The organism is Pseudodesulfovibrio sp. 5S69, assembly GCF_037094465.1.
GTDB lineage: Bacteria > Desulfobacterota > Desulfovibrionia > Desulfovibrionales > Desulfovibrionaceae > Pseudodesulfovibrio > Pseudodesulfovibrio methanolicus.
Window position 1 is genome coordinate 180,590 of record NZ_CP146609.1, and the last position, 25,592, is coordinate 206,181.

The following is a 25,592-nucleotide window of genomic DNA, read 5'->3' on the forward strand; positions in this document are numbered from 1 at the left end:
ATTAGATATTTCAACATATCATCCGCGAAAGGGGTTGGAAAGGGCTTTTCCAAGGCCTAGATGTCCCAAATTGGGCTAAATCGGCTTAAATACAGGTACAGATGCCCCCGGACAGCCGATTCCACCGGCCCTGGTCAAAGGCGAGCAGGATTTCCTGCACGGTCCGGTCGCGGCAGTCGCGCAGGCAGCAACGGACCGCCTGCCGCCGGAACCCCTCGGCCACGCGCCGGGCGTAGGAACCGTGCGAACGCACCCACACGTCGCCCGCCGGGTCAACGGAACGGACGCGGGTGTACACCTCCTCCGCGCCCAGGCCGCCCTGCTGCGGGGCCGCGATCACGGTGGGACGGGTCAGCGGAAGGACCGTGCGCCGCCCCAGGAAGGCCAGGGTGGAATCGCCGCAGACGAGCGCACCGCAGTCCGCGTCGCCGTAGCGGAAGACCAGACCGCCGGCCGGTGCGTGCAGCCGCCGGACCGCCTGGAACAGGACCGATGCCGACACGCGGCCCGACGGGCCGGGCGCCTCGGGAACGGACAGGCCGTTCAAGCACATGACCGGGTGCCGGGACACCAGGTGCTCCTCCAGCCGCCCGGTCGGCCGGAACCAGCGCACCCGGACGTCCCCCCTGGCCCGCAGCCCCTCGGCAGCCACGGCCAGGGCCAGGGTCCCGGCCACCTCGCGGGCCACCCGGTGCCGGACCACGGCCAGTCCCTCGGCATGCCGGGCCAGCAGCCTGGCGCAGAGCACGGCCCGCGCCCCGACATCGCCCGCCGCGCCCCGAGCCAGGGCCTCGATACAGAACGACCGGAGGTCGCCGCCCGACCCGGCAAACTCGGTCAGCAGCAGCTCCGCCACCGCCGAGAAGGTTGCGGACGGCGTCATCGGCCGGGGTGCGGGCGGCAACCGGCCCGTGCCCGCCGCCACCCCGAGCAGGGCCAACTCCGCAGCCGCTGCCAGGGGCTGTCCTGGCCCGACCGGCGGCAGAGTGTCGGGCACGGGGAAGGAGGCCTCCACCGACACGGGACGGCCGCACCGGACCAGCCAGTCCGGGAACCCGCCGTCGAACCGGCGCGCCGCCAGGGCCAGGGCGCGCAACCCCTCGGGCAGCCAGTACTCGGCCACCGGATAGCCGCTGTCCATGAGATCGAGGATGCCCCAGAGCCGCGCGGACGACGCGGACGTGCACACCGCGGCCCGCAATTTGCGCACCCGCCGTTCCTTGAGCAGCCGGGGCAACTCCCCGCCCAGGCCGCCCCCGTCAAAGAGGTAGGCCCCGCGCCGCGTGGACAGCAGGCAAGCCTCGCCCCGGTCCACCGGGAGCATTCTGAATGTGATCGAATCCATCTGTATCCTTGGTGAAATTCACTACAACACCGTATGTTCGCGTTCACTATATTCAAAGTGATATTCTATATCAAGAAATAATTTCACCGACAAAAATGCACCTCCCGCAACGCGTTGTTATTCCAGGCGTCTCACTCGACCCTCACACCCAATCGAGAAAGCGATAATCGTGATTATCCTTATATTTCGAAGTATTATGAACTCACGGCATGCGTCCTGCATCGAAAACACTTAGGCGTTGACAAGGTATTGACCGGTCATTATATGCCTCGGACCTAAAACAACAAGGGAGCAATCCTTATGCGAATACTCTTCAACTACACCATCACTCCGGTCCTCTGCGCGACCCTGGTGATCATGGCCGTGGTTGTGGTCGTCAAGCAGCAGAAGATCGACGACCTGACTCACCGCCTTGAGCTGGTCGAGAAGACCGCCGCCGCGCGCAAGATCATGGTCGAGGAGGCCCGCCTCCTGCAGAAGGCCAAGAACATGTCTCCGGTGCGCACGGTCACCGTGACCGCCTACAACCCCTCCACCGAACAGTGCGACGACGATCCGCTCATCGCCGCCTCCATGCGCAAGGTCCGCTCCGGCACCATCGCCGTGTCCCGCGACCTCTTCGACCAGGGCTGGGTCTTCGGCCGCAAGGTCCGCATCGAGGGCCTCGGCATCTTCGAGATCAACGACCTCATGAACAAGCGCTATCACCAGCGCATCGACATCTTCATGTGGGACGAATCGAGGGCCAGAGAGTTCGGGCGCAAGAACATCAAGGCGGCGCTACTCGATATCTAGTCCGCCAACCGCGTAAGTAAGGGCCCCGTTACGGGGCCTTTTTTTTTCGCCCCAGGCGGCTCGGGATAGCGGGCCTATCCATAGCGCGGAGAGCCGCTGTTCGGGGCGTGGACGCCCGAATGCGCTCCACAGAAATGAGGGAAGATCGCTCCCCAAAAGACAAGTGCCTCGCTCGATGCCATATCGAGCGAGGCACTTGTCTTTCTGTGGGGTGAACGCACCGCCAAAAACTGGAGCGACTCGGGTGCTTCAGCACCCGACAGCGGCTCTTAAACCGCGCTGGCACAAGGCTTTCGAGAGTGGTGCAGCTGTGCATTTTCTTCCAGGGGGCTTTCACCGCAGCGTATTGCGGCATACGTGAGGATGAAAGCCCCCTGGAAAAAATGTGCAGATGCGCCGCTATCGGAAGCCGCTTACCGCTACTCCAGCCAGTCAATCTCGACGGTGCGCCGGGTGGGGATGCGCTTGTAGCGGTACTTCGGATATCCCAACACCAATGCCGCATACACGCCATGGCCCTCGGGGATGCCCAATTCCCTGCGGATGTTGCAACAGCCCTCGGCCACCTCCATGAGGAAACCGGCCCAGCAGGCGCCCAGCCCGTGGGCGTGGGCCGCGAGTTCGAGGTAGGCGGCGGACAGGGCGCAGTCCTCGGCCGGGTTGAAGCCGTCCTCCGGGGCGTGGGCCACGGCCACGTGGGGCGCGCCGTGCAGGATCTTGTCCACGCCGCGCGCCCAGTTTTTGACCACGCCGGGCATGATCGAGTTGGTGGCCATGTACTCCACGGTCATGCCCGCCAGGCGACGGGTGGCCTGGGGCGTGCGGGTGACGATCCATTGCGCGGGCTGGCCGTTCTTGGCGCTGGGCGCGAACGAGGACACGGAAAAGAGGTGGGTCAGGGTCTCCTCGGGCACGGTCTTGTCGCGGTAGGTGCGTACCGAACGCCGCCCGGACAGGAACTGATCGGCCTGGGCCGGGGTCAGCCGGAGGCCGCGGTCGAGTGTGGCGCACTGGCCGGGGGCCAGACCGGCGGTCACGGCGGGCATCTCGGGCAGGGTCACGGCCCCCACCGGGCAGACGGCCACGCAGTGGCCGCAGTTGATGCACGTCTTTCTGGCTGCGGGACGGAGCTTGGGGAAGCCCTCGCGGTCCTCGACGACGAGGTCGAAAGGACACTCGTCCAGACACGCGCCGCAGCGCTTGCAGATATCCTTGTCGGCAAACATAGAGGCTCCTCAGAAGGGGCTAGAGACCCGGAGAACCGGGAAAAACGGACGCAACCGGGCTACTTCTTGGCCGCCTTGGCAATGGCCGGAATGGCCTCGTACATGACCCCGCGCAGGGCCTCGGCCAGGATGTCGGACTCCGTGGAGTAGCCGGGCACGACCACATCCTCCACCTCGCTGGTGTACTTCTCGGCGTGCAGTACCGTATCGCCCCGCGAGACCACGATGCGCACCGAGACGCGGCCCTTGTAGGTGGTCACGCCGGTCTGGTTCAGGGTCAGGTCCAGGACCTCGCCGGTGACCACCAGTTGATCGTCCGGGGCGGTGATGGCGGTCCGGTACTTGGGCTTGCACCCGGCGTTCTCGAGCTCGTCGAACAGGGCCCAGCCGACCCACTCGGCCACGTCGGACAGGGTGGTGATGGTCTCCTTGTCCGTGGTCTTGCCCAGCGCCGTGGCGGGCCGCTTGTCCTCGAACCGGAAGACCGTGATCTCGCCCACGCAGGGCGAGTCGGTGGAAATCAGCGCGTATTTCAGCTTGATGGCGTTGCCCGCGGCGCAGCCCGCGGCCAGGGCCACGGCCAGAAGCAAGGCCGCCGTCAGCGGCCATTTCATATATGTCCTCATCGAATCGTCTCCATCAGATTTGGTCGCCCTTGGCGGGCGGTTCCTCGGTTGCCGGGGGTTTCCGGTCCAGTTCGGATTCCATCTTGTCCAGGAGTTTGCGGGTCAGCTCCATGAGCCGGTCCAGGTTCTCGCCCACAAAGGACTTGGCTTTGTCGTCCAGCTCCTTGTCCGTGGGCGCGGTGCGGGAGTCGGCCTCGCCGCCCGCCTTGTCCGGGCCGGTCCCCTTTTCGAGCATCGAACGGATGCTCTCAAGGTTCTTGCGCACCTGGACGAGCTCCTCGCGGAACGCCTTTTCCCGTTCCCCGGCCTCCTGCCGCAGGGCCTTGACCTGGGCCTCCAGGGCGTCGAGCCGCTTGGCCTCGGGGCCGGGGCCGCTACAGGCGAAAAGGGCCAGGACCAGGACGAATGCTGCCAATCGTTGCATGGGCGTCTCCTTCGCTTGCCATCCGATACCACATCCGATTGCGGGCTGACAATCGGCAGACAGCCCCGGAACCGAGGAAACCGGTGCACCGCGCGGACCGGCGAAGGGAGACGCGGGGCCGTCCTCCTTCTTGCTTTTCACCTGTAAATCCGTACAATGCGCTCAGTCTGGATGCTTCCATACACTACTCCAGAGAGAAGATACCGGCAATGAACACACTGCGCGCCCTGACAATGCTGATCGTGCTGGCGGCCGTGGCCGTCGTACCCGCCATGGCCTCGGACTACGTCCAGGTCCCCCACCCCACCGCCTTCCGCGGCCTCGCCTGGGGCACTCCCCTGTCCGCCACCGACGGATTGGTCCCGGTGCAGAAAGCGGGTTTCGAGAACACCTACTTCAAGCGCGACGAGCCTCTGAGCTTCGGCAAGGCCGAGATCATGTCCGTGGCCTATTACTTCAACAAGGACAAGCTGTACCGCGTGGGCATCGCCTACAAGGGCAGGGTCAACCAGTTCTTCCTCAAGGACATGCTCATGCAGCGCTACGGCGTGGGCCGGGGCATCGGCTTCCGCTACGGCTGGATGTGGCCCGACTTCTCCATCGAGCTGGACTACGACAACGACAAGGACACCGGCAGCCTCTACTACACCTTCGAGGGCGCGCTGAAATAGCCAGGCTTCCCGCATGACCATGGATCGCCCCGCCTCCCACCGACCCAAGGCGCGCTACAAAGCGCTGTACGCCGCGAGCATCCTGGCCCTGGCCGCGCTGCTGTGCGTCTGCTTCGGCATGGTCTACACCCTGCGCCTCGATCCGGGCGGGGACCACGCCCGGCTCATGCAACTGGCCTATCTGTGCATGGTGGCCGGGTTCTTCATCCTCGCGGCCCAGGGACTGCTCGTCTACAAGAAGGTCATGGCCTGCATGGGCCGGGACGCGATCCGGGCCGACGAGCTGGCCGAACAACTGGAGCGGCTGACGGTCCTGGACTCCCTGACCCAGGCCTACAACCGGGGCAAGTTCGAGGAGGTCATGACCCAGGAGCTGGGCAACGTCCGGCGCTACGGCCTGGACCTGTCCGGGATCATGCTCGACATGGACGGATTCCGGGCCATCAACCAGGCCCACGGCTACTCCGCCGGGGACCGCCTCCTGGCCAACCTGGCCCACTTCCTGAACGCCAAGCTGCGGACCAACGACTTCCTATTCCGCTGGCACGGCGGCAAGTTCATCATCCTCTGCCCGCACACCGACATCGACCGGGCCGCCATCGTGGCCGAAAAGCTGCGCATGCTCGTGGGCCACAAGATCTTCGGCGGCAAGATCCGCGTGTTCCTCTCCCTGGGCGTGGCCCAGGCCGAGGAGGACGACAGCGCCGAGACCTTCATGCAGCGTCTCCAGTCCGGCCTGGCCGCGTCCAAGAACGGCGGCCGGAACCAGGTCACCGTGATCCGCGCCCCGCTCTTTCCATACTGATCCGCGTGCCAGACGCGGGCAGGTTCGGACGGGATGAAAACAACCGCTCCAACCTATTTCCTTTTTTTTTGGTTCTACGCTATATGGAGAGTGTGATAACCAGACACTGCGAACAGGACGGCCCGTGAACATGGTGCAGGACAAAACCGCGCACTACCTCAAATACGCCCCCACCAGGGTCCTGCTGCCCTCGGCGATGATGCTGCTGCTCTTCGCCGGTTCCATCTTCCTGTACCTGCTGCCGTCCATCGAAGAGGCCCTGCTCGACGCCCAGAAGGAAAAGGTCGTGGAGATCACGGACACCGTGGTCGGCACCCTGGCCCACCTGAACGAGATGGCCGAGCGTGGCGAAATCACCCTGAACTACGCCAAGCGGCTGGGCGCGGAATTCGTCAAGACCACCCGCTACGGTCCGCACGCCAAGGACTATTTCTGGATAACGGACCTGACCCCGCGGATGATCATGCACCCCTACCGCCCGGACCTGGACGGACGGGACCTGACCGACTACCGGGACAAGGACGGCAAGCGGATATTCATGGAGTTCGTGCGCGCGGCCAGGAATAACCCGGACGCCTTCGTGGACTACTACTGGCAGTGGCAGGACCAGCCCGACCGCATCGCCCGCAAGCTCTCCCACGTACGCCTGTTCGCCCCCTGGGGCTGGGTCCTCGGCACCGGGCTGTACACCGACGACGTGCATACGGAGATCGGCGTGTACCGCGACCACGTGGCCCTGATCTTCCTGGGCATCCTGCTGCTGAGCTCCCTGCTCTCCCTGTACGTCATCCGCCAGGCCGGCATCACTGAAAAGAAAAAGGCCCAGATCCAGGGCCAGCGGGAAAAGCTCGTGCGCGTGCTCCAGGAGAGCGAGGAGCGCTACCGGACCATCGCGGACTTCGGCTACGATTGGGAAATCTGGATCGGCACGGAAGGCACCATCCATTACTGTTCCCCGGCCTGCCTGCGGATCACCGGCTACCCGCCCGAGCGGTTCTTCGAGAACCCCGGCCTGGTCCGCGAGATCATCCTCAAGGACGACCAGGACGCCTGGGACGCCTACCTGGTTGAGGCCGACTCCGACCGCGGCGACTCGCTGGACTTCCGCATCCTGACCGCGGACGGAAAGACCCGCTGGCTCGGCGTGGTCGGGCGGTCCGTGTCCGGCATCGGCGGCAAGCCGCTGGGCATGCGCCTGAGCTTCCGCGACATCACCGACCGCAAGGCCATGGAGGAGCAGCTCCGCCACCAGGCCCTGCACGACCCCCTGACCAACCTGGCCAACCGCACCCTGTGCCTGGACCGGTTGGGCCAGGCCATGCGCCGGGCCAAACGCCGCGAGAACTATTTCTTCGCGGTCGTCTTCCTGGACCTCGACCGCTTCAAGATCATCAACGACTCCCTGGGCCACCGCTTCGGCGACATGGTCCTGACCGAGACGGCCATCCGGCTGACCAGCGAGATGCGCCTCCTGGACACGGTCTCGCGGTTCGGCGGCGACGAGTTCGTTTTGCTCCTGGACGAGCTGTCCAGTCCGGGCGAGGCCATCCGGATCATCAAGCGCGTGCGCAAGCGGCTGTCCGAGCCCTTCCGCTTCAACGGCAACGAGGTCCAGACCACGGCCAGCTTCGGCATCGTCCTAAGCCCGGTGACGGACGGCAAAGCTGCGGACGTGCTCCAGCACGCCAACATCGCCATGCACCGCGCCAAGGAGGCCGGGCGCAACCGCTTCAAGGTCTTCACCGAGCGCATGCTCGAAACCGCCGTGGACCAACTCACGCTCGAAAACGACATGCGCCGGGGGCTGGCCAACGACGAATTCCACGTTGTCTACCAGCCGATCATGGACCTGGCCAGTTCGGACATCGTCGGCTTCGAGGCCCTGGCCCGCTGGAACCATCCGGACCGGGGGAGCATCCCGCCCATAGAGTTCATCCCCATGGCCGAGGAATCCGGGCTGATCATCGAATTGGGCGAGTGGGTCCTGCAGCAGGCCCTGCGGACCCTGGCCGGGTGGCGCAACGAGACGGACGGCGCGGACGACATCTTCATGTCCGTGAACCTGTCCAGCAAGCAGTTCGCGCGCATCGAGCTGGACAAGATCGTGGTCAAGGCCCTGGAGCGCTACGGGCTGCCGCCCTCCTGCCTCAAGCTGGAGATCACCGAGTCCTCCATCATGGGCAACCCCGAGTCCTCCCTGCGCATCCTGAACCGGCTCAGAAGGGCCGGAGTACGCTTCTCCATCGACGACTTCGGCACCGGCTATTCCTCCCTGTCCCAACTCCAGCAACTGCCCGTGGACACCCTCAAGGTGGACCGGACCTTCATCTCGCGCATGCGGACCGACCCGGAGAACATGGAGATCGTCAAGGCGGTCATCGCCCTGGGCCACTCTCTGGACCTCAATGTGGTGGCCGAGGGCGTGGAAAGCCCGGAGCAGCTCTGCTCGCTCCTGAACCTCTTCTGCAACTGCGTCCAGGGCTTCTACTTCCACGAGCCCATGAGTGCGGGCCTGGCCCAGACCCTGCTCAAGCAGCGCACCGGCAAGACCGCCGAGCAGACTCGCGAGAAGATGGAGCGGGCGCGCCGGGACTGCGGGCCCGACGAATAGGCCGGGTCCTCACGACGTGAAAAAGCCCTGTCGGACGCAATCCGGCAGGGCTTTTTCACGGGCCTCGGCGCGGACGCTACTCCGCCTCGTCCCTGCCTTCGGGCCCGTATTTGTCAACGAACCAGCGCACCTGGCGGCAGACGCCCATAAGCAGGTTGAATTCGTTGCGCTTCAGGTTGATCTTGCTGAAGAAGCGGCGCACCGGGAGCATCCAGTAGTCCGGGTTGTCGTCCTTGAGGAAATCGATGGCCAGCAGGGTCTCCTGGAGGTTGCCGAACAGGGCCTCCTGTTCCTTGACCGTGGTCGGCCGCTCCTCGGGCGGGCCGTCCGGGGTGAACGGTGCGGCCAGGGAGCGTTTGAAGCACTCGTACAGGACCACGACCACGGCCTGGGCCAGGTTCAGGGAAGTCCCCTCGCGGCTGGTGGGGATGGTCACCAGGCCGGAGCAGATGGAGGTCTCCTCGTTGGTCAGCCCCTTGTCCTCCGGGCCGAAGACCACGGCCACCCGGCCGCCGGTGCGCAGCCGCTCGTCGACCACGCCCGCCAGGGTGTCCGGAGCCATGATCCCCTTGCGCCAGCCCCCGGTGCGGGCCGTGGTCCCGAAGATGGCGGTGCAGCCTTCCACGGCCTGTTCCAGGGTGTCCACGATGCGCGCGGATTCGAGGATGTGCCGGGCGTGGGCCGTGGCCAGGGGCAGGGCCTTGTCCATGTTGAAATTGTACGGGTCCACGACCACCAGCTCCGAGACGCCCATGTTCAGGCATGCGCGGGCCGCCGAGCCGATGTTCTCCGGGTATTTGGGGCGGAACAGTACCACCACGAGCTTATCCAACATGGAAACCCTCCTTGGGCGTTGACGACGAGGCATGTACCACACCGCCGGGGGATGTCAAAAGGCGTATTCCTTCCCGCCGCAGCCCCCGGCGGGCGGAAACCCCGGTCGTCGGAAACATAAGAACCGGTTATATAAAAGATAATTAAATCAGGCAGTGAGACCCACACCGTCAGAGAATTGCGTTGAAATATTTGTCATTCTGTGCAACAACGGGATACCGGGTGGAATAGTCTTTCCCCCGGGGGTGTGTTTACCGCGCATGATCATGCAGACGGTAAAAAAAGTTGCGGTCCTCATTAACTTCTGTGGTTCCTTAGGAGGAAACATGAAACGGATTTACATCCTGGTCTTGGCCCTTGCCCTAGTTTTCGGCATGTCCTTCAACGCGCAGGCCAAGAAGCGCTACGTGTTCGGCGGCGGCCCGGCCGGCGGTACGTTCCAGATCGTCGCCAACGCCATCCAGGTCTTCGGCCCCATCAAGAACAACCCCAACTTTTCGATCAAGGCCCAGTCCTCGGGCGGCTCCACCGAAAACCTGCGTACGGTCAACGCGGGCCGCTGCGCCTTCGGCACCGTGTACGCGGGTGAGGTATACCTTGGCCGCAACGGCAAGCTGACCGGCGATCCGAACAAGTACGAGAACGTCCTGACCGTGGGCTACCTCTACGGCGCTCCCGCCCAGTTGGTCATCCGCAAGGGTTCGGGCATCAAGTCCACCCTGGACCTGGCCGGCAAGAAGGTCGGCGTGGGCAACGCCGGTTCCGGCGCGTTCGCCAACTGCGAGCGGTTCTTCACCCACCTGGGCATCTGGGACAAGATCGAACGCAACGCCATGGGCTACAATGACGCGGCCCAGGCCTTCGGCAACGAACAGCTCGACGCCTTCTGGCTGCTGACCGCCTACCCGTCCGGGGCCGTGATCATGGCCGCGCAGACCAACGACATCGACCTGGTCGACGTCGGGGCCGACGCGGAAAAATCCGGCTACTTCAAGGCCTACCCCTACTTCGGCAAGCTGACCATCCCGGCGGGCACCTACCGCGGGGTGGATCACGATACCCCCTCCTTCTTCGATTCCGCGCTGCTCGTGGCCAACGCCGACGTGCCGGCCGAGGACGTCTACCAGCTCCTCAAGGCCATCTGGTCCGAAGCGGGCCTCAAGCACATGGTCGAGCAGAAGAAGACCTTCAAGGCCATGAGCGTGGCCGACGGCCTCAAGGGCGTGAACCCCGAAGCAACTCCCCTGCACCCCGGTGCGGTGAAGTTCTGGAAGGAAATGGGCGTCCTGAAGTAGACCCCCGCTCCCGACATCGTGCACGGGCGGGCCGCGCGGCCCGCCCGTATCGCGCGTTCCCGGCCACCCCGGACCCAGCCGCCGGGCCCGCGCGCATCGAACCGATCCGCCCCGCACGGACCATGGTCCGGTCTCCCGTCACGGGCGGCCGGGAACGGTCCGGCCCAAGGTGCGGCACATTCCCCAACCGCCGCCCGCCAGGGCGGCCGAGAGCGCGCAATGTACGACAAATTAAACAGATTCGAGCGATTCCTCTTTGACTTCCTGTCGGTGGTCATGGTCCTGTTCTACTCCTGGTCGGCCATCTTCGAACCGGCGGCAACCCAATATCACCGGGGCATCTACGTCATCATCACGTATATCCTCGTCTTCCTGCTCTACAAGTCCAGACACCGGATCACCCGGATCATGGACTACCTGCTCATGCTCGCCTCGCTGGTCTCGGTGGGCTATTGGATGCTGAACTTCGAGGTCATCAACTACCGCATCGGCATGGAGAAGGACATAGACAAGGTCATGGCCATGATCGGGGTGCTCATCGGCATCGAGCTGGCCCGCCGCGTGGTCGGCAACGTCTTCGTCTTCATCGGCGTGCTCATGCTCCTGTACGGCATGTACGGCGCACACATGCCCGAGCTCATCGCCCACGCGGGCGCGAGCTTCCCGGACCTGTGCACCTCCATCTTCTACCGCTCGGACGGCGTGTTCGGCATCATGGCCAACGTGCTGGCCACCTACATCATTCTATTCGTGCTCTTCGGGGCTTTCCTGGAGAAATGCGGGGCCCAGCGGTTCTTCATCGACTTTCCCCTGGCCGCCGTGGGCCACAAGATCGGCGGCCCGGCCAAGGTCTCGGTCATCGCGTCGGGCCTGTTCGGGTCCATCTCCGGCTCGGCCATTGCCAACACCGTGTCCACCGGCACCTTCACCATCCCGATGATGAAAAAGGCCGGGTTCAAGCCCCACGTGGCGGGCGGTATCGAACCCGCCGCCTCCATCGGCGGCATGTTCATGCCCCCGATCATGGGCGCGGGCGGGTTCATCATGGCGGAAATGACCGGCCTGCCCTACTCCCACATCATGCTCGTGGCCATCTTCCCGGCGATCATGTACTTCTTCTCGGTCTTCGTCATGGTCCACTACGAGGCCAAGAAGAACAACATCGTGGGCGAACGCTACAAGGCCGGGGCCATGGAAATTCTGCGCAAGGAATGGCTCTACACCCTGCCGCTCATCCTGATCACCATCTTCATGCTCGCGGGCTACTCCCCGGGATACTCGGCCATCGTCGGCCTGGCCGCCTGCATCGGCCTGTCCTTCAAGGACGAGGGCCCGCGCATCGATCCGACCCTGCTCGTGATCATGACCTTCATGGTCCTCTGCCCCTGGCTCGTCAAACTCATCGCCAAGGCCGGCGGGCCTGAAGCCGCCGCGACCATCAAGCCGTTCCTGTCCGGACGCGTCCTGCTCCTCTACGGCCTGGTCGTCTCGGCCGCCGTGTTCGCCTGGCGCAAACAGACCATGGCCGGGCTCAAGAACGAACTGGGCGGATTCGTGGCCGCCGCGCGCGAGGGGACCATCAACTCCCTCAAGATCGGCGCCACCGTGGGCGTCATCGGCATCATCATCGGCGTGCTCACCTACTCCGGCCTAGTCCTGACCTTCGCCGACATCGTCATCGAACTGGCCGACGGCAACCTCGTCCTGACCATCCTGCTCATCGCCCTGGCCTCGCTCGTGCTCGGCATGGGCGTGCCCGTCACCGCCGCCTACCTGATCACCGCCGTGGTCGCGGTCCCGGCACTGACCCACCTGGGCGTCAACCTGGTGGCCGCACACATGATCGTCTACTGGCTGTCCCAGGACTCCAACATCACCCCGCCGGTCTGCATTGCCGCCTTTGCGGGCGCGACCATCGCCGGGGCCAACATGTGGCGGACCGCCTTCACCTCGTTCAAGTTCGCCAAGTTCCTCTACCTGGCGCCGTTCATCTTCGCCTACGTCCCGGCCTTCACCCTGGACGCGCCCACGCAGAACATCCTCATCTCGTTCTGCGCCATCACCGTGGCCGTGTTCGCCTATGCCTGGTTCCTCAGCTTCATCTGGGTCAAACCCCTCAAACGCATCCTCGGCTTCGCCCCGGCCTGAGCCGAGAAGCAACGGCCGAACAAACAAAAGGGGGGCGGTAAACCGCCCCCCTTTTGTTTTTGCCTCCGGCGGCCGGGGGAAGGGGAGGAAAAACCCTTTGAAAAGGGTTCGTTCCCCCCCTTCCCCCGGCCCCCCATCCCCTCCTTTTCCCAAACTTTTTGTGCCGCTGCACGGATGGCAGAGCCTGGGGAAGCCGTCCTCTTCTCCAGGCGTCTCAAGGCGCCGCAGGACTATTTTCCCGCGTTCCGTCCGCCCCGTACGCGGCGTTGGCAACCGTTCCGAAGGGAGCACACCGGGCTCGGAAGTCCCGGCGGCCCGCAACGAAGGCAATCCCACGGGTCATTATAATCTTCGGCCGCAGGGCGTTCGCGCGTTGTCTTAACGGACGGCGTGTGGCAAAAACCCGTCCATCCCGAAGGTTGCCGCACGAGGCGGCGCGCCCCACCCTTTGGTTCCGGAGGTTCGATGCCGCGTTTGTTTCCCGTCCTGTCCGCCCTGTGCTGCCTGGCCCTTGTCGCGGCCATGGGCTGCTCGTCCGGGACGCCGGGCGAGGCGCATTCGGACAACCCACGGGCCAAGCCCCGGACCCTGACCTTCAACGGCGGCCCGCGCGGCGGCACCTTCAACCACTTCGCCAACAAGATGGCCGCGGTCATCTCCGAGGACGTGCCCAATCTGGACGTCCGGGCCAGGCAGTCCGGCGGCTCGGTGAGCAATCTCCTGGCCCTGTGCGCAGGCAAGGCGGACATGGCCATCGTCAACGCGGGCGACGCCTTCCTAGGCCGCACCGGCAAGCTGCGGTGCCTGGACAAGAAATACGCCGACATCCAGGCCATGGCGTTTCTGTACTGGGCCCCGGCCCAACTGGTGATCCGCGCGGACTCGAAGATTCACACCGTCCTGGACCTCCGGGGCAAGGTCATCGCCGTGGGCAACCCCGGCTCGGGCGCGGCCCTTTCCGCGGAGCGATTTTTCCGGCACCTCAAGCTCTGGACCCGATTCGAGCACCTCCCCGAGGGGTATGCCGAGGCGGCGGCCGATTTTGCGGCCGGCAAGGTTGACGGATTCTGGACCCTGGCGGGCGCTCCCACCACCGCGGTCATCGAGGCGGCAGCGGCCGTCCCGGTGCGGCTTATGGACCTGCACGAGGCGGCCACGATCTCCGGTTTCTACCAACTCTATCCCTTTTATTCGCGGGCGACCATTCCGGCCGGGACCTATCCGGGCCAGACCGAACCCGTGGACACCTTCCAGGACGCGGCCCTGTGGTGCGTCCGCCCCGGCCTGGACAACAAAACCGTATACGACAGCCTCCAGGCCGTTTTCTCCGCCAAGCGGCTCAAGGAAATGCGCCGCATCCACGGCGCGGCCGGGTCGATGGGACCGGAGACCGGCATCGACAACCTGTCCATCCCCCTGCATCCCGGCGCCGTCCACTTCTGGTCCGAACACCGGCTGGAGATACCGCCCATTCTGATGCCCTAGCGACATTCTTTCCCGCCTTCTCCCGGCGACAAATTGGTCCAACCTATTGATTTGGCTGACCGCTCAACCAGTCGACCGCCAATCGCCCGCAATGCGTTGCCGTGCAAGGATAAATACTACTTGACGGAAATTGAAAAACCCTCGTACGAATGGTCATCTATATTGCGGTCACACCAGTCTGTCGGGAGGTTGTCAGCCACGGGCCGCGCCGGTCCGCGCATCACTTTTCCGCTCTTCAACGACTGGGCCATAACTGAATCAAGGGAGGCCTGATCATGGCATTGTTCACCAAGGAAGAAGCGCTCAACTACCACTCCAGCAAACGCAAGGGCAAACTGGAGGTCATCTCCATCAAGCCGTGCAGGAACCAGAAGGACCTGTCCATGGCCTACAGCCCCGGCGTGGCCGAGGCCTGCCGGGCCATCCACGCGGACACGGAAAAGGTCTTTGAGTACACCAACAAGGGCAACCTGGTGGCCGTGGTCTCCAACGGCACCGCCGTGCTCGGCCTGGGCAACATCGGCCCCGAGGCGGGCAAGCCGGTCATGGAGGGCAAGGGCGTCCTGTTCAAGATCTTCTCCGACATCGACGTCTACGACCTGAACATCAATGCCAAGACGCCCGACGAGGTGGTCGCGTTCTGCAAGCTGCTGGAGCCGACCTTCGGGGGCATCAACCTGGAGGACATCAAGGCCCCCGAGTGCTTCGAGATCGAGACCCGGCTCAAGGCCGAGATGGGCATCCCGGTCTTCCACGACGACCAGCACGGCACGGCCATCATCTCGGCCGCGGGCATCATCAACGCCCTGGAGATCTCCGGCAAGAAGATCGAAGAGATCAAGATCGTGGTGTCGGGCGCGGGCGCGGCGGCCATCGCCTGCTCCAACCTGTACGTGCACATGGGCGTCAAGCGCGAGAACATCTTCATGTTCGACTCGCGCGGCCTGATCCACGCCGGGCGCGAGGGCCTCAACGAGTTCAAGGCCGCCTACGCCCAGGCCGAGGACAAGGGCTCCCTGGCCGACTGCATGGTCGGGGCCGACATGTTCCTGGGCCTGTCCGTCAAGGACGCCATCAACCAGGACATGGTCAAGACCATGGCCGACAACGCCATCATCTTCGCCTGCGCCAACCCGGACCCGGAGATCACCTACGAGGCGGTCAAGGAAGTGCGCCCGGACATCATCATGGGCACCGGCCGGTCCGACTTCCCGAACCAGGTCAACAACGTGCTCGGCTTCCCGTTCATCTTCCGTGGCGCGCTCGACTGCCGCGCGAAGACCATCAACGAGGAGATGAAGATCGCCGCGGCCGACGCCCTGGCCCGCCTGGCCAAGGAGCCGGTCTCCCAGGACATCTGCGACGCCTTCGGCGTGGACAAACTCGAATTCGGCATCGACTACATCATCCCCAAACCGCTCGACCCGCGCGTGCTCACCTGGCTGGCCCCGGCCGTGGCCAAGGCCGCCATGGACACCGGCGTGGCCCAGATCGCACTGGACCTCGACCAGTACGCCAAGGACCTCGAAGCCCGCATGGCCGCCTCCCACGCCCGCACCAAGCTGGTGGTCGACTCCTTCGGGTACGACATCTAGTTGAAACGACGATACGCATTGAAAGGCCGGACGCATTGTCCGGCCTTTTTTTGTGAAGAGGTGATGCCGTTGCGCAGGGGGACATTGTCATCTATGCTTTGCAGATGGACGAAACCACCCTTCAAGAACTGCGCGCACTGGCTGAGCAGCATGGCATCGACCCGGACCAACTACTGGCCATCGCCGGGGCCGACGGGCTGCCCGAGGCGCTGAGCGCGGCCATGGCCGAGGTGCTCGGCGACCTGACGATTTTCGGCCAGGCCCTGGACGGAAAGGACGAATAGCCGTGCCCCGACTGTTCATCGGCATAGAGTTACCGGACGCTTATCGGCAAGAACTCAATCCCCTCATCAAGGCACTTTCCAGCCTTACCGATGCCAGCACCAACTGGTCCAAGCCCGACACCTGGCACCTGACCCTGAAGTTTCTCGGCGAAACGGACGAGGCGCGCATCCCGTCCCTGAAAGCGGCCCTGGCCGCCGTGGATTTTACCGCCTTCACCCTGCGGGCCGGAGGCGCAGGCGCGTTCCCGGACGCGAGACGCCCGAAGGTCCTCTGGCTCGGCCTGGCCGAGGGCGGCGAGCAGAGCGCGGACCTGACCGGGGCCATCGAAGACGGGCTGGCCGCCCTCGGCATCCCCCGTGAAAAGAAACCCTTCCGCCCGCACCTGACGCTGGGCCGGGTACGCAGGCCCGCCCCCGGCGACTGGACCCCGGTCCTCGACGCGGCGGCCGCACACGAATGGCCGCCTTTCACCGTAACCCACTTCACCCTCTGGCAAAGCACCCTCACCCCCAAGGGAGCCATCCACACCGCCTTGGCCGAATTCCCGGCCCAATAGTTCAACCATCGCTTGAGCATCAAAACGCACGCATCCCCACGGAAGCGCGCCCCTGCCGAAGGCACCCAAAAAGTTTAGGAAGGAAGAGGGGATGGGGGCCCGGGGGAGGCACCGCCCCTAAACGTCGATCTCCACCCCAATGGGGCAGTGGTCGGAGCCCATGACGTCGGGTTCGATCCAGGCGCGGACCACCTTGTCCTTGAGTTCCTCGGACACGAAGAAGTAGTCGATGCGCCACCCGGCGTTGTTCTTGCGGGCGTTGAAGCGGTAGGACCACCAGGAGTAGTGGTGCGGGCCGTCCTCGAACAGACGGAAGGTGTCCACGTAGCCGTGCTCGATGAACTTGTCGATCCAGGCGCGTTCCACGGGCAGGAACCCGGACCGCTCGCTGTTGGCCTTGGGATTCTTGAGGTCGATCTCGCGGTGCGCGGTGTTGAAGTCGCCGCCGACCACGATGGGCTTGGTCTTGCGCAGCGCTTGGGCGTGTTCGAGGAAGGTGTCGTAGAAGCCCATCTTGAAGTCCAGGCGCTCGTCGGACATCTGGCCGTTGGGGAAATAGATGTTGAACAGGTGGAAGTCCGGGTATTCGAGGTGAAGCACCCGGCCCTCGTCGCGGAACCGGCCGTCGGGCAGGCCGGTGTCCCAGGACAACGGCTCGGGGTTGGCGAAGCAGGCCACACCGGAATAGCCCTTTTTTTTCTTGGACCAGTTCCAGTAGTGGTTGGAATAGGAGTCCGGCTCGCGATCCTCCGGGTCGAGCTGGTCCGGCTCGACCTTGGTCTCCTGCAGCATGACCACGTCCCCGCCGCAGCCGTCCAGCCAGTCGCGGAAATCCTTCTTGAGCACGGCCCGGTACCCGTTGATGTTCCAGGAATAGATGATCATTGCGTCTCCTTTTGGGAAAGGGAAAATTGGGACAGGAGGCCGCTTCGCGGCGATGGTCGGGTGATTTGGCTCGCACTGTCCCGGAGCTCGCCCCTTCGGGGTCGCGCCTTTTGGCGCGGTCCAAATCCGCTGTCCTGCGGATTTGGCGCCTCCGGCGGGCAAGGGTCGCACCCTTGCATCCCCTTTTGCGCCTTCGGCGCGGAGGGTTGCGCATCTTGAAGGGGGCTGAAAAAAGCGAAGGGGAACCGGCCGGACCGATTCCCCTCATGCCGCGTGCGCGGCGAAAACTAGTGTCCGTTCGGGGAACTGACCTTGATCATGACCAGCGCGGCCACGGTCAGGAACAGCCCCAGGAAAAACCAGAAATAACCCATCATGTTCGCATCCTCCACGTATTGTAGGCAATTGTTGATTTGCTCATAGCAGAAACCGGCCGGGAAGGAAAGCGGAGCGGCCCGGAGAAATTCGCCGGGCCGCCTGTTTTCGATCGCTCGGAGAACCGTGGACTAGGGCTCGATGGTCGAGCCGAGCACCTTGAGGAACTCGCGCATCCACTCGGGGTGGGCGGGCCAGGCCGGGGCGGTGACGAGATTGCCGTCCGTGCAGGCGTTGGAGGCCGTGGCGTTGACCTCGCACCAGGTGCCGCCCGCGCCGTCGATGTCCGGCTTGACCGCCGGATAGGCGGTGGAGGTCTTGCCCTTGATGACGTTCGCGGCGGTCAGGATCTGCGGACCGTGGCAGATGGCCGCGATGGGCTTGCCCGCACTCGCGAAGTGCTGCACGCACTTGATGATGTCCGGGTTGAGGCGCAGATATTCGGGGGCGCGGCCGCCGGGGATGACCAGGGCGTCGTAGTCCTCGGCCTTGATATCCTCGAAGGTGGTGGTCACCCCGAAGTTGTGGCCCGGTTTTTCGGAGTAGGTCTGGTGCCCTTCGAAGTCGTGCACGGCGGTGGCCACGGTCTCGCCCGCCTTCTTGCCGGGGCAGACAGTGTGGACCGTGTGGCCGACCATCAGGAGCATCTGAAAGGGAACCATGGCTTCGTAGTCTTCCACGAAGTCGCCGACGAGCATCAGTATTTTCTTGGCAGCCATTTTGCTTCCTCCAGAGTAGAGTTTTTACAGGTTCCGAAATCATAGCCCCACCCTGTTTTTTGTCAACACGGTTTCGTGACAATCCAGGTCCCTTGCCGTAGAACCGGCGCATGGACAGACTGGACGCCGTCATACTCGGAGCCGGGGCCTCGGGCCTGTGGTGCGCCATGACCGCCGGGGCGCGCGGCCGCAAGGTGGCCGTCATCGACCACGGGCTGAAGACCGCGCGCAAGATCCGCGTGTCCGGCGGCGGCATGTGCAACTTCACCAACCTGCATGCCTCGCCCGAACACTATCTGTGCGAGAACCCGCATTTCGTGAAGTCCGCCCTGGCCCGGCTCTCGCCGTGGGACGTGGTCGGCTTCCTCGGAGAAAACGGCATCACCTACGAGGAACGCGACCACGGCCAGTTGTTCACCCTGGAAGGCGCGGGCCGCGTGGCCGGTGCCCTCGTTGAAAGATGCCAGCGGGCGGGCGTGGAATTCCTGACCGGCTGCGAGATCGGCAAGGTGTCCGGCGACGGGCCGTTCACCGTGGAGGCGGGCGGCCGGAGCATCATAGCCGACAAGCTGGTCCTGGCGCTGGGCGGGCCGTCCTGGCCGCAGGTCGGGGCCACGGACCTCGGCTTCCGGCTGGCCGAACAATTCGGGCTCAAGCTCACCGCGACCCGGCCCGGCCTGGTCCCCCTGGTTTTCCCGAAGAAGCGGCAGGCCATGTGCGTGGAGATGGCGGGCAACGCCCTGCCCGCCACGGTCGAGACGGAAGGCGTGCGCTTCACCGACCCCCTGCTCTTCACCCACCGGGGCATCTCCGGCCCGGCCGTGCTCCAGGCGTCCAGCTACTGGCGCGAGAACCGGCCTGTGACCATCGATTTTCTGCCCGGCCAGCGGCTGGAAGCCATCGTCGAGGAGCACCGCGCCTCCAACCAGCAACTGCGCAACCTGCTCGCCCGCATCCTGCCCAAGCGGCTGCCCCCCCTGCTCCTGGACGCCTCCCTGGCCGACAGCCCGGTCAGCCAACTGTCCAAGGCCCGGATAGAGACGGCCTGCGAGGCCATCCACAGCTTCTCCATCACCCCGTCCGGCACCGAGGGCTACGCCAAGGCCGAGGTCACGGTCGGCGGCGTGGACACGGCCCGCATCTCGTCCAAGACCATGGAGGCCCGCGACGTGCCGGGGTTGTACGTGATAGGGAAACACTCGACGTGACCGGGCACCTGGGCGGGTTTAATTTACATTGGGCGTTTGCGTCGGGGCAGGCTTGCGGAGAAGTGCTGTAGCGGGCTGTCCGAAGCCCTCCCTCATGAAGGGGCCGCAGTAGTGCATCAAAACAAGGGCCTTGGTCGACACATTGTCGACCAAGGCCCTTTTCTGCTCAAGCGGACGCTTTGAGTGAAAGCGGTTTCGCTTGCCGCTAATACGAAACAGTCACGGCGGAAGAAACTCTTTTGGCCTTCTCCACGGCAGCCTCGACGTCGTCGGCAAGGGCCAGGGCAACGCCGAGACGGCGGACTCCGGCGCATTCGCCTTTCCCGAAAATCAGCACCTTTGTATCCGCCTCGCGAAGCGCGACGTCCACGCCGTCAAAGGCGGGCTTGTCCGATGTGCCGTTAGATAAAATCACACTTGAAGCGGCGGCTCCGTATTGCCGGATCCCCGGAATCGGCAAACCCAAAACGGCTCTCACATGCAGGGCGAATTCGCTTAAATCCTGAGAGATGACAGTGACCAGGCCGGTATCGTGGGGGCGGGGGGACACTTCACTGAAGATCACATCACCATCTTTGACAAAGAGTTCCACCCCGAAAAGGCCGCGCCCACCAAGGGCGTCCGTGATCTTGCGGGCATAGTCACGAGCTTGGGCAAGGGCCGCCTCACTCATGGGTTGCGGCTGCCAGGATTCGCGGTAATCCCCATTTTCCTGCCGGTGTCCGATCGGCTCGCAAAACGTTGTTCCGTCAACGTGACGCACGGTCAAGAGGGTGATCTCGTAGTCAAAAGGAACGAACTTTTCGATAATGACACGCCCTTCACCGGTACGGCCGCCGGACTGGGAATAGTCCCACGCCTTTTGGATATCGGCCTCACTTTTTACCGTGGACTGCCCTTTTCCGGAAGAGCTCATGACGGGCTTGACCACGCAGGGGATACCGATTTCAGCCACCGCCGCCCGGTATTCCTCTTCCGTATCGGCGAAGCGGTACGGCGAGGTGGGCAGGCCGACCTCCTCGGCGGCAAGACGCCGGATGCCCTCGCGATCCATCGTCAGCCTGGTCGCATTGGCGGTAGGGACGACATTGAACCCCTCTTTTTCCAGCTCGACCAGCGTGGACGTGGCGATGGCCTCGATCTCGGGCACGATATAGTCCGGCTTCTCGTCCGTAATGACCCGACGGAGCGCGTCGCCATCCAACATGGACATGGTGTACGAACGGTGCGCCACCTGCATGGCCGGGGTATCTTCATAGCGATCGACCACAATCGTCTCGATGCCGAGACGCTGCGCTTCGATCACCACTTCCTTACCGAGCTCGCCCCCACCAAGAAGCATCATTTTCTTTGCCGATGCCGTTTTGGCCGTTCCCAATGCTGTCATATCCGATCCCTTTGAGCTGATTAAAATTGTGCGTTACACAAAGAAAGCTCTATGCCAAATTTCCCCCCGAATTGAAAGGATTTCCCATTGCGATTTCCGGGCGGATACGGCTCGCCGGACCAGGCAGGCGGGGGGAGAACGGATACAGCGTGGAAACTGTCCACCGCTTCACCATCACCCCGTCCGGAGCCGAGGGCAACGCCAAGGCCGAAGTAACGGTCTGCGGCGTGGACACGGCCCGCGACGTGCCGGGGCGGTATGTGATCGGGGAAACGCTCGACGTGGCGGGGCATTTGGGCGGGTTCAATTTGCATTGGGCGTTCGCCTCGGGGCAGGCGTGCGGGGAGGCGGTGTTGGGTTGTTAGCCAAAGCCTCACATCAGAAAAGGGCCAAATATGGGAACAGCACCTACGCCATTTGTTCAGTTCATCAGATAAGGGCCTTGATTGACACGTTGTCAATCAAGGCCCTTATTGCATCCTAAATGGGCACTTTGGGGATAAATGACTTCGTCAGTTTAGCGTATACCCTAGATGGACTGATTGTTGCGGGATCGCGAAGGAACTGAACGCTCAGAAAATCAGGACCGCTCGTGACGGCAAGTGGCATCCTTCGTCTGTGAAAAGGCTGTTGGATCGGTTAGGATGACCTGTGGTAGGCGTATGACCTCATCGCCCAGGTTGAGAATCTAGCAGGGCAGTGGGGCAAGTATAAAGAGAGCCGTCACTGTAGAGAGAATCTCCAAATGCGATCATTCTTATCTACGCCAGTTTGTCCATAAATTAGTATGTTATGGACTGAGCTTTGATCTGAGTTGAAAATAGTTGCTTTAATTTGAACTATTGCTACTTGGTCTTCAGAAAACCAAATCAACGCAAAAAGATTGTTACTAGCATATGGTGAATACATTGAGTTACGTGTAGCGTTGTTGAGTTCATCACCTGTAAGAAAGTCAACCTCGCGTTGATACTTGTCCGACCATCCTGTTTCTGTCTGATACTGAACATAACATACTAGTCGTGATCTAGAGGATGAATTTGTGCTTATGAATAAGCAACATAATGTCAGTGCCGTTATTAAATAGAATCTGTTTAAGATCATATGTTATTCTTCAACGGTAACTATTCTCCACCCTCTCTGGCTCATGCATGAATTAATGGCCATTGATCGGGAATCATTGTACCTCTTGTATTCATTCATTGCCTGTTCGTTCATCCTAGAAACAGCAGCTTGTTGACTTCCGCACATACCTGCAAGTGTAATCCCTCTAGCTTGAGAGCAGTCTGGTAAGGGTTGTAGTTGAGGCGGGGATATTGCCGGGTAGACTCGCATGGCCTCTTGACGGCACATGGACAGGTCATTGTTATAAGCTGTTGGGTTAGCATCAGCAAATCCGTATGCAGGGTTGTATGACTTATTCGTCTTGCAAGACGTTAATGGTAGGGCAATGAGGATTAACAAGCTGATTGCAATGAAATAGTTGCCTTTCATGGTTGTCCTCCCTAGATGTGGTGACTAATTTATTGTTAAGAAATCGTTATCTAGCTTTAATATTTGGGTCAAATATTTCTTTTAGCCCTTCAACCGATATTGTCACCCTTGTGGATCATCCTGTAGCAGTTAGAGCAGAGCGGGACCTAGCAGGTCAGGACGGTACTGTGAGGTGAGCCTCATTCTGCCCTTGATTTTTGCTACAGCAACTTGCTACAGCAGAGCTAGCAGTTGCTGCGGTGACTTGCTGAAAAACAGACCCTCGGAGAGCTTCTTTTGACTCCAGTTGCACTCGTATAACTGCCCGAATCAACTGAAGAAACCGAGTCCGACTTAAAGAGCACGCCTGCTAAGCGTGCTACGGGGGGGAACTCCAACGAAGGTTCACATCTCTCCTCTCCGCCGCCATTCCGCCCCCCCAAAAAACAACCCGCGATTTGCGCAAGGAAAACGCCGCACCATGATTGGATCATGGCACGGCGTTTCTCGTTTTTCTTGCGCAAATCGCAAACCGGCACAGCGAGGGGCGTTCCTCCGGACCTCGCCGGAGGCGACATGGGGGTCCAGGGGGCTTTGCTCCCTGGCGGGTGCAGGGCAGCGCCCTGCCCGTCGGAGACGCCCCTGCGGCGAGCAGCCGCCGGAGGCCCCAACACAGGCCTACTTGTTGGCCTTCTCCCAGAAATCCGGCCACTGTTCCAGCAGCTTTTGCATGGCCTTGCCCCGGTGGGACTTGCCGTTCTTGACCTCGGGGTCGAGCTCGGCCACGTGGCAGCCGAAGTCGGGGTCGATGACGATGACGTCGTAGCCGAAGCCGCCCCGGCCTTTGTAGCCGTGGCCGACGGTAATCTCGTAGGCGCCGTCCGCGGTGATCTCCGCGCCGTTGGGGGCGGAGGCGGCCATGACGCAGCGGTAGCGGCCGGTGCGTTTGTCCTCGGGCACGTCCTTCATCTCGGCCAGCATCTTTTCGTTGTTGTCGTGGTCGTCGTGTTGCTCGCCCGCGTAGCGCGCGGAATAGACGCCGGGGCGGCCGTCCAGGGCGTCGATTTCGATGCCCGAATCGTCGGCCACGGCCACCAGGCCGGTCAGCTCGGCCACGGTGCGCGCCTTGATGAAGGCGTTGTCCAGAAAGGTCTCGCCGGTCTCGGGGATGTCCCCGATCTCCGGGAATTCGGCCAGGCTCTTCACGGCCACGCCGAAGGGCTCGAGCATGACCGAGAGTTCCCGGATCTTGCCCTTGTTGTTGGTCGCCAGAACGATGGTGTCCATGGATTATCCCCCTGAGGTGGTTTGTTCAGGGGGATGAACCTACGCGGAGTCGCCCGAATCTTCAACCGCCAGGGTGGGCGGCAGGAACAGGGTGACCTTGGTGCCGACCCCCTCCATGGAGACCAGGTCCACCCGGCCGCCCAGCTCGCCCACGATCTTGTGGATCTGGGCCAGGCCCAGGCCGACGCCCTTGTCCTTGGTGGAGAAGAACGGGCTGAAAATCTTGTCGCGGATGTCCAGCGGGATACCCACGCCGGTGTCTTCCACGGCGAGCACGGCCATGTCCTGGTTCATGGCGGTGGTCACGTACAGCTTGCCGCCCGATTTCATGGCCTCCAGGGCGTTCTTGATCAGGTTGATGAGGCACTGTTTGATCAGGTCCGGGTTGGCGTGGACCCTGGCCATGCCCTCGTCCAGGGAGACGTGCGGGACCACATTCTGATTGGAGCACGGCAACTGCATGACGTCCATGGTGGCGCGGACCACCTCGTTCAGGTCCACTTCGGCCACCTGGGCCTCGGTGGGCCGGGTGAAGTTGAGCAAGCTGCGCAGGACCTCGTCCAGCCGCCGGGATTCGTCCAGGATGATGGACAGCTTCTCGCGCGCCTTGGTGCCCACGTCCTTGTCGCGCATGAGCGAATTGGCGAAGCCGCTGATGGAAAAAAGCGGGTTGCGGATCTCGTGGGCCATGTAGGTGGACAGTTCGCCGATGGAAGCCAGCCGCTCGGCCTGTTGCAGCCGGTTCTCCATGGCCCGGCGCTGGGTGATGTCCCGGCGCATGGCGACCACGTGGTTGACCGCCCCGTCCTCGTCCGCCACCGGGCTGGTGTAGACCCGGAAATACTGCACCCGCCCGTCCGGGTCCACCAGGCTGGTGGTCGCCTCGGCCGGGGCGTGGGTCATCATGGTCCGCTCGAAGGGGTCCTCCCACTCCTCGCATTCCCCCTCCTTGGACCGGGTGAAGACGTCGCAGTAGTGCTTGCCCATCAGGGCCCGCTTGGGCAGGCCGGAGCGGTCCAGCACGGTCTGGTTCATGCCCACCACCATGCCGTCCCGGTTCAGAAACAGGATCTCCTGGTCCATCTGGTCGACGATGGTCTTGAGCATGGTCTGCGTATGCAGCAGGTCCACCTTGCAGGCCACCCACATCTGGTTGGAGGCCAGCAGGTTGATGAAGAACTGGGCCGCGCCGCGCTCCACCAGGGTGATGGCCGGGGGCAGGTACTTGCGCAATTCGAAAACCAGGCTCGGGCGGCCCGTGGCCTCGATGATCATGTTGATCTCGGGATGCTTTTCGAGCATGGCCTTGTAGCCCGCATAGGTGGGGACGATCCGGCCCGCGTCGGTGGCCTCGGGCAGCACGGACTCGCCCGGCAGGGCCACGGCCACCACGCCGATCTCCCTGAGGGTCTCGTCGTTGCTCTGGTCCTTGAACATCTCCCAGAGGGCGAGCAAGGCAGGGATGTCTCCGATGACTCCGATGACATATCGCTTTTCGTCCACGATGGATCCTTCGATCATTTGACCTCCTCCCCGACCTGTGCTCATCTGGCACGCGCC

23 protein-coding genes and 1 pseudogene are annotated in these 25,592 nt (G+C 63.1%); 13 read left to right on the forward strand and 11 right to left on the reverse strand.

Annotation, left to right across the window (positions count from 1 at the left end; all coding sequences use genetic code 11):
• Positions 1–85 precede the first annotated feature (85 nt).
• Complete coding sequence (locus tag V8V93_RS00900; RefSeq protein WP_338668487.1) at positions 86–1,345, reverse strand: hypothetical protein; 1,260 nt, start codon at positions 1,343–1,345, stop codon at positions 86–88.
• A 300-nt stretch (positions 1,346–1,645) separates the two neighbouring features.
• Here V8V93_RS00900 and V8V93_RS00905 point away from each other — a divergent pair, with 300 nt between their 5' ends.
• A complete protein-coding gene (locus tag V8V93_RS00905; RefSeq protein ID WP_338668488.1) occupies positions 1,646–2,140 on the forward strand; it encodes a 3D domain-containing protein in 495 nt (164 codons plus the stop codon).
• 419 nt (positions 2,141–2,559) lie between these two features.
• Here V8V93_RS00905 and V8V93_RS00910 read toward each other — a convergent pair whose 3' ends face one another.
• Genes V8V93_RS00910 through V8V93_RS00920 form a run of 3 tightly spaced genes read right to left on the reverse strand, consistent with a single transcriptional unit; the run spans position 2,560 to position 4,416 of the window.
• Positions 2,560–3,366: a nitroreductase family protein gene (locus tag V8V93_RS00910; RefSeq protein WP_338668489.1), complete on the reverse strand. Its 807-nt coding sequence runs from the start codon at positions 3,364–3,366 to the stop codon at positions 2,560–2,562.
• A gap of 59 nt (positions 3,367–3,425) precedes the next feature.
• Complete coding sequence (locus V8V93_RS00915; RefSeq protein WP_338668490.1) at positions 3,426–3,980, reverse strand: hypothetical protein; 555 nt, start codon at positions 3,978–3,980, stop codon at positions 3,426–3,428.
• Positions 3,981–4,005: 25 nt separating this feature from the next.
• The gene (locus V8V93_RS00920; RefSeq protein WP_338668491.1) at positions 4,006–4,416 is read right to left on the reverse strand and encodes a hypothetical protein; all 411 of its coding nucleotides are present in this window, start codon (positions 4,414–4,416) and stop codon (positions 4,006–4,008) included.
• Positions 4,417–4,625: 209 nt separating this feature from the next.
• Here V8V93_RS00920 and V8V93_RS00925 point away from each other — a divergent pair, with 209 nt between their 5' ends.
• The 3 genes from V8V93_RS00925 (at position 4,626) to V8V93_RS00935 (ending at position 8,503) form a co-directional block, all read left to right on the forward strand.
• Positions 4,626–5,087, forward strand: coding sequence for a hypothetical protein (locus V8V93_RS00925; RefSeq protein ID WP_338668492.1), 462 nt, complete (start codon positions 4,626–4,628; stop codon positions 5,085–5,087).
• Positions 5,088–5,100: 13 nt separating this feature from the next.
• Positions 5,101–5,892, forward strand: a complete 792-nt coding sequence (locus tag V8V93_RS00930) for a GGDEF domain-containing protein (protein ID WP_338668493.1) — start codon at positions 5,101–5,103, stop codon at positions 5,890–5,892.
• A 130-nt stretch (positions 5,893–6,022) separates the two neighbouring features.
• On the forward strand, positions 6,023–8,503 hold the full coding sequence (locus tag V8V93_RS00935) for an EAL domain-containing protein (RefSeq protein ID WP_338670218.1): 2,481 nt from the start codon (positions 6,023–6,025) through the stop codon (positions 8,501–8,503).
• 76 nt (positions 8,504–8,579) lie between these two features.
• Here the strand turns inward: V8V93_RS00935 and V8V93_RS00940 are convergent, their stop codons facing one another.
• The gene (locus tag V8V93_RS00940) at positions 8,580–9,338 is read right to left on the reverse strand and encodes an RNA methyltransferase (protein ID WP_338668494.1); all 759 of its coding nucleotides are present in this window, start codon (positions 9,336–9,338) and stop codon (positions 8,580–8,582) included.
• A gap of 325 nt (positions 9,339–9,663) precedes the next feature.
• Between V8V93_RS00940 and V8V93_RS00945 the strand changes: the two genes are divergently transcribed.
• The 6 genes from V8V93_RS00945 to thpR all read left to right on the forward strand — a co-directional run bounded on the left by V8V93_RS00945 (position 9,664) and on the right by thpR (position 16,701).
• The gene (locus tag V8V93_RS00945; protein ID WP_338668495.1) at positions 9,664–10,632 is read left to right on the forward strand and encodes a TAXI family TRAP transporter solute-binding subunit; all 969 of its coding nucleotides are present in this window, start codon (positions 9,664–9,666) and stop codon (positions 10,630–10,632) included.
• A gap of 219 nt (positions 10,633–10,851) precedes the next feature.
• Positions 10,852–12,780: a TRAP transporter permease gene (locus V8V93_RS00950; RefSeq protein ID WP_338668496.1), complete on the forward strand. Its 1,929-nt coding sequence runs from the start codon at positions 10,852–10,854 to the stop codon at positions 12,778–12,780.
• 465 nt (positions 12,781–13,245) lie between these two features.
• The gene (locus V8V93_RS00955; RefSeq protein WP_338668497.1) at positions 13,246–14,265 is read left to right on the forward strand and encodes a TAXI family TRAP transporter solute-binding subunit; all 1,020 of its coding nucleotides are present in this window, start codon (positions 13,246–13,248) and stop codon (positions 14,263–14,265) included.
• 275 nt (positions 14,266–14,540) lie between these two features.
• On the forward strand, positions 14,541–15,860 hold the full coding sequence (locus V8V93_RS00960) for a malic enzyme-like NAD(P)-binding protein (protein WP_338668498.1): 1,320 nt from the start codon (positions 14,541–14,543) through the stop codon (positions 15,858–15,860).
• A 104-nt stretch (positions 15,861–15,964) separates the two neighbouring features.
• Complete coding sequence (locus tag V8V93_RS00965) at positions 15,965–16,144, forward strand: hypothetical protein (protein WP_338668499.1); 180 nt, start codon at positions 15,965–15,967, stop codon at positions 16,142–16,144.
• 2 nt (positions 16,145–16,146) lie between these two features.
• Positions 16,147–16,701 (forward strand): RNA 2',3'-cyclic phosphodiesterase, encoded by a 555-nt coding sequence (thpR, locus tag V8V93_RS00970; protein ID WP_338668500.1) that lies wholly within the window; start codon positions 16,147–16,149, stop codon positions 16,699–16,701.
• Positions 16,702–16,818: 117 nt separating this feature from the next.
• Here the strand turns inward: thpR and V8V93_RS00975 are convergent, their stop codons facing one another.
• Entirely contained in the window at positions 16,819–17,586 is a 768-nt protein-coding gene (locus V8V93_RS00975; protein WP_338668501.1) for an exodeoxyribonuclease III, read from the reverse strand.
• 506 nt (positions 17,587–18,092) lie between these two features.
• A complete protein-coding gene (locus tag V8V93_RS00980) occupies positions 18,093–18,680 on the reverse strand; it encodes a DJ-1/PfpI family protein (protein ID WP_338668502.1) in 588 nt (195 codons plus the stop codon).
• Between the two features lie 110 nt (positions 18,681–18,790).
• Between V8V93_RS00980 and V8V93_RS00985 the strand changes: the two genes are divergently transcribed.
• Positions 18,791–19,888, forward strand: a complete 1,098-nt coding sequence (locus tag V8V93_RS00985) for an NAD(P)/FAD-dependent oxidoreductase (RefSeq protein WP_422394392.1) — start codon at positions 18,791–18,793, stop codon at positions 19,886–19,888.
• A 205-nt stretch (positions 19,889–20,093) separates the two neighbouring features.
• Here the strand turns inward: V8V93_RS00985 and purT are convergent, their stop codons facing one another.
• A complete protein-coding gene (gene purT / locus V8V93_RS00990; RefSeq protein ID WP_338668503.1) occupies positions 20,094–21,275 on the reverse strand; it encodes a formate-dependent phosphoribosylglycinamide formyltransferase in 1,182 nt (393 codons plus the stop codon).
• Positions 21,276–21,442: 167 nt separating this feature from the next.
• Between purT and V8V93_RS00995 the strand changes: the two are divergent.
• Both V8V93_RS00995 and V8V93_RS01000 read left to right on the forward strand, forming a co-directional pair.
• A pseudogene (locus V8V93_RS00995) lies at positions 21,443–21,640 on the forward strand (aminoacetone oxidase family FAD-binding enzyme); the annotation flags it as partial.
• 214 nt (positions 21,641–21,854) lie between these two features.
• Entirely contained in the window at positions 21,855–21,923 is a 69-nt protein-coding gene (locus tag V8V93_RS01000; RefSeq protein ID WP_338670219.1) for a hypothetical protein, read from the forward strand.
• 456 nt (positions 21,924–22,379) lie between these two features.
• Here the strand turns inward: V8V93_RS01000 and V8V93_RS01005 are convergent, their stop codons facing one another.
• The 3 genes from V8V93_RS01005 to V8V93_RS01015 form a co-directional block, all read right to left on the reverse strand.
• Complete coding sequence (locus V8V93_RS01005) at positions 22,380–22,766, reverse strand: hypothetical protein (protein ID WP_338668504.1); 387 nt, start codon at positions 22,764–22,766, stop codon at positions 22,380–22,382.
• A 657-nt stretch (positions 22,767–23,423) separates the two neighbouring features.
• A complete protein-coding gene (gene rdgB, locus V8V93_RS01010) occupies positions 23,424–24,032 on the reverse strand; it encodes an RdgB/HAM1 family non-canonical purine NTP pyrophosphatase (protein ID WP_338668505.1) in 609 nt (202 codons plus the stop codon).
• A 39-nt stretch (positions 24,033–24,071) separates the two neighbouring features.
• Positions 24,072–25,553, reverse strand: a complete 1,482-nt coding sequence (locus tag V8V93_RS01015) for a two-component system sensor histidine kinase NtrB (protein ID WP_338668506.1) — start codon at positions 25,551–25,553, stop codon at positions 24,072–24,074.
• Positions 25,554–25,592 lie beyond the last annotated feature (39 nt).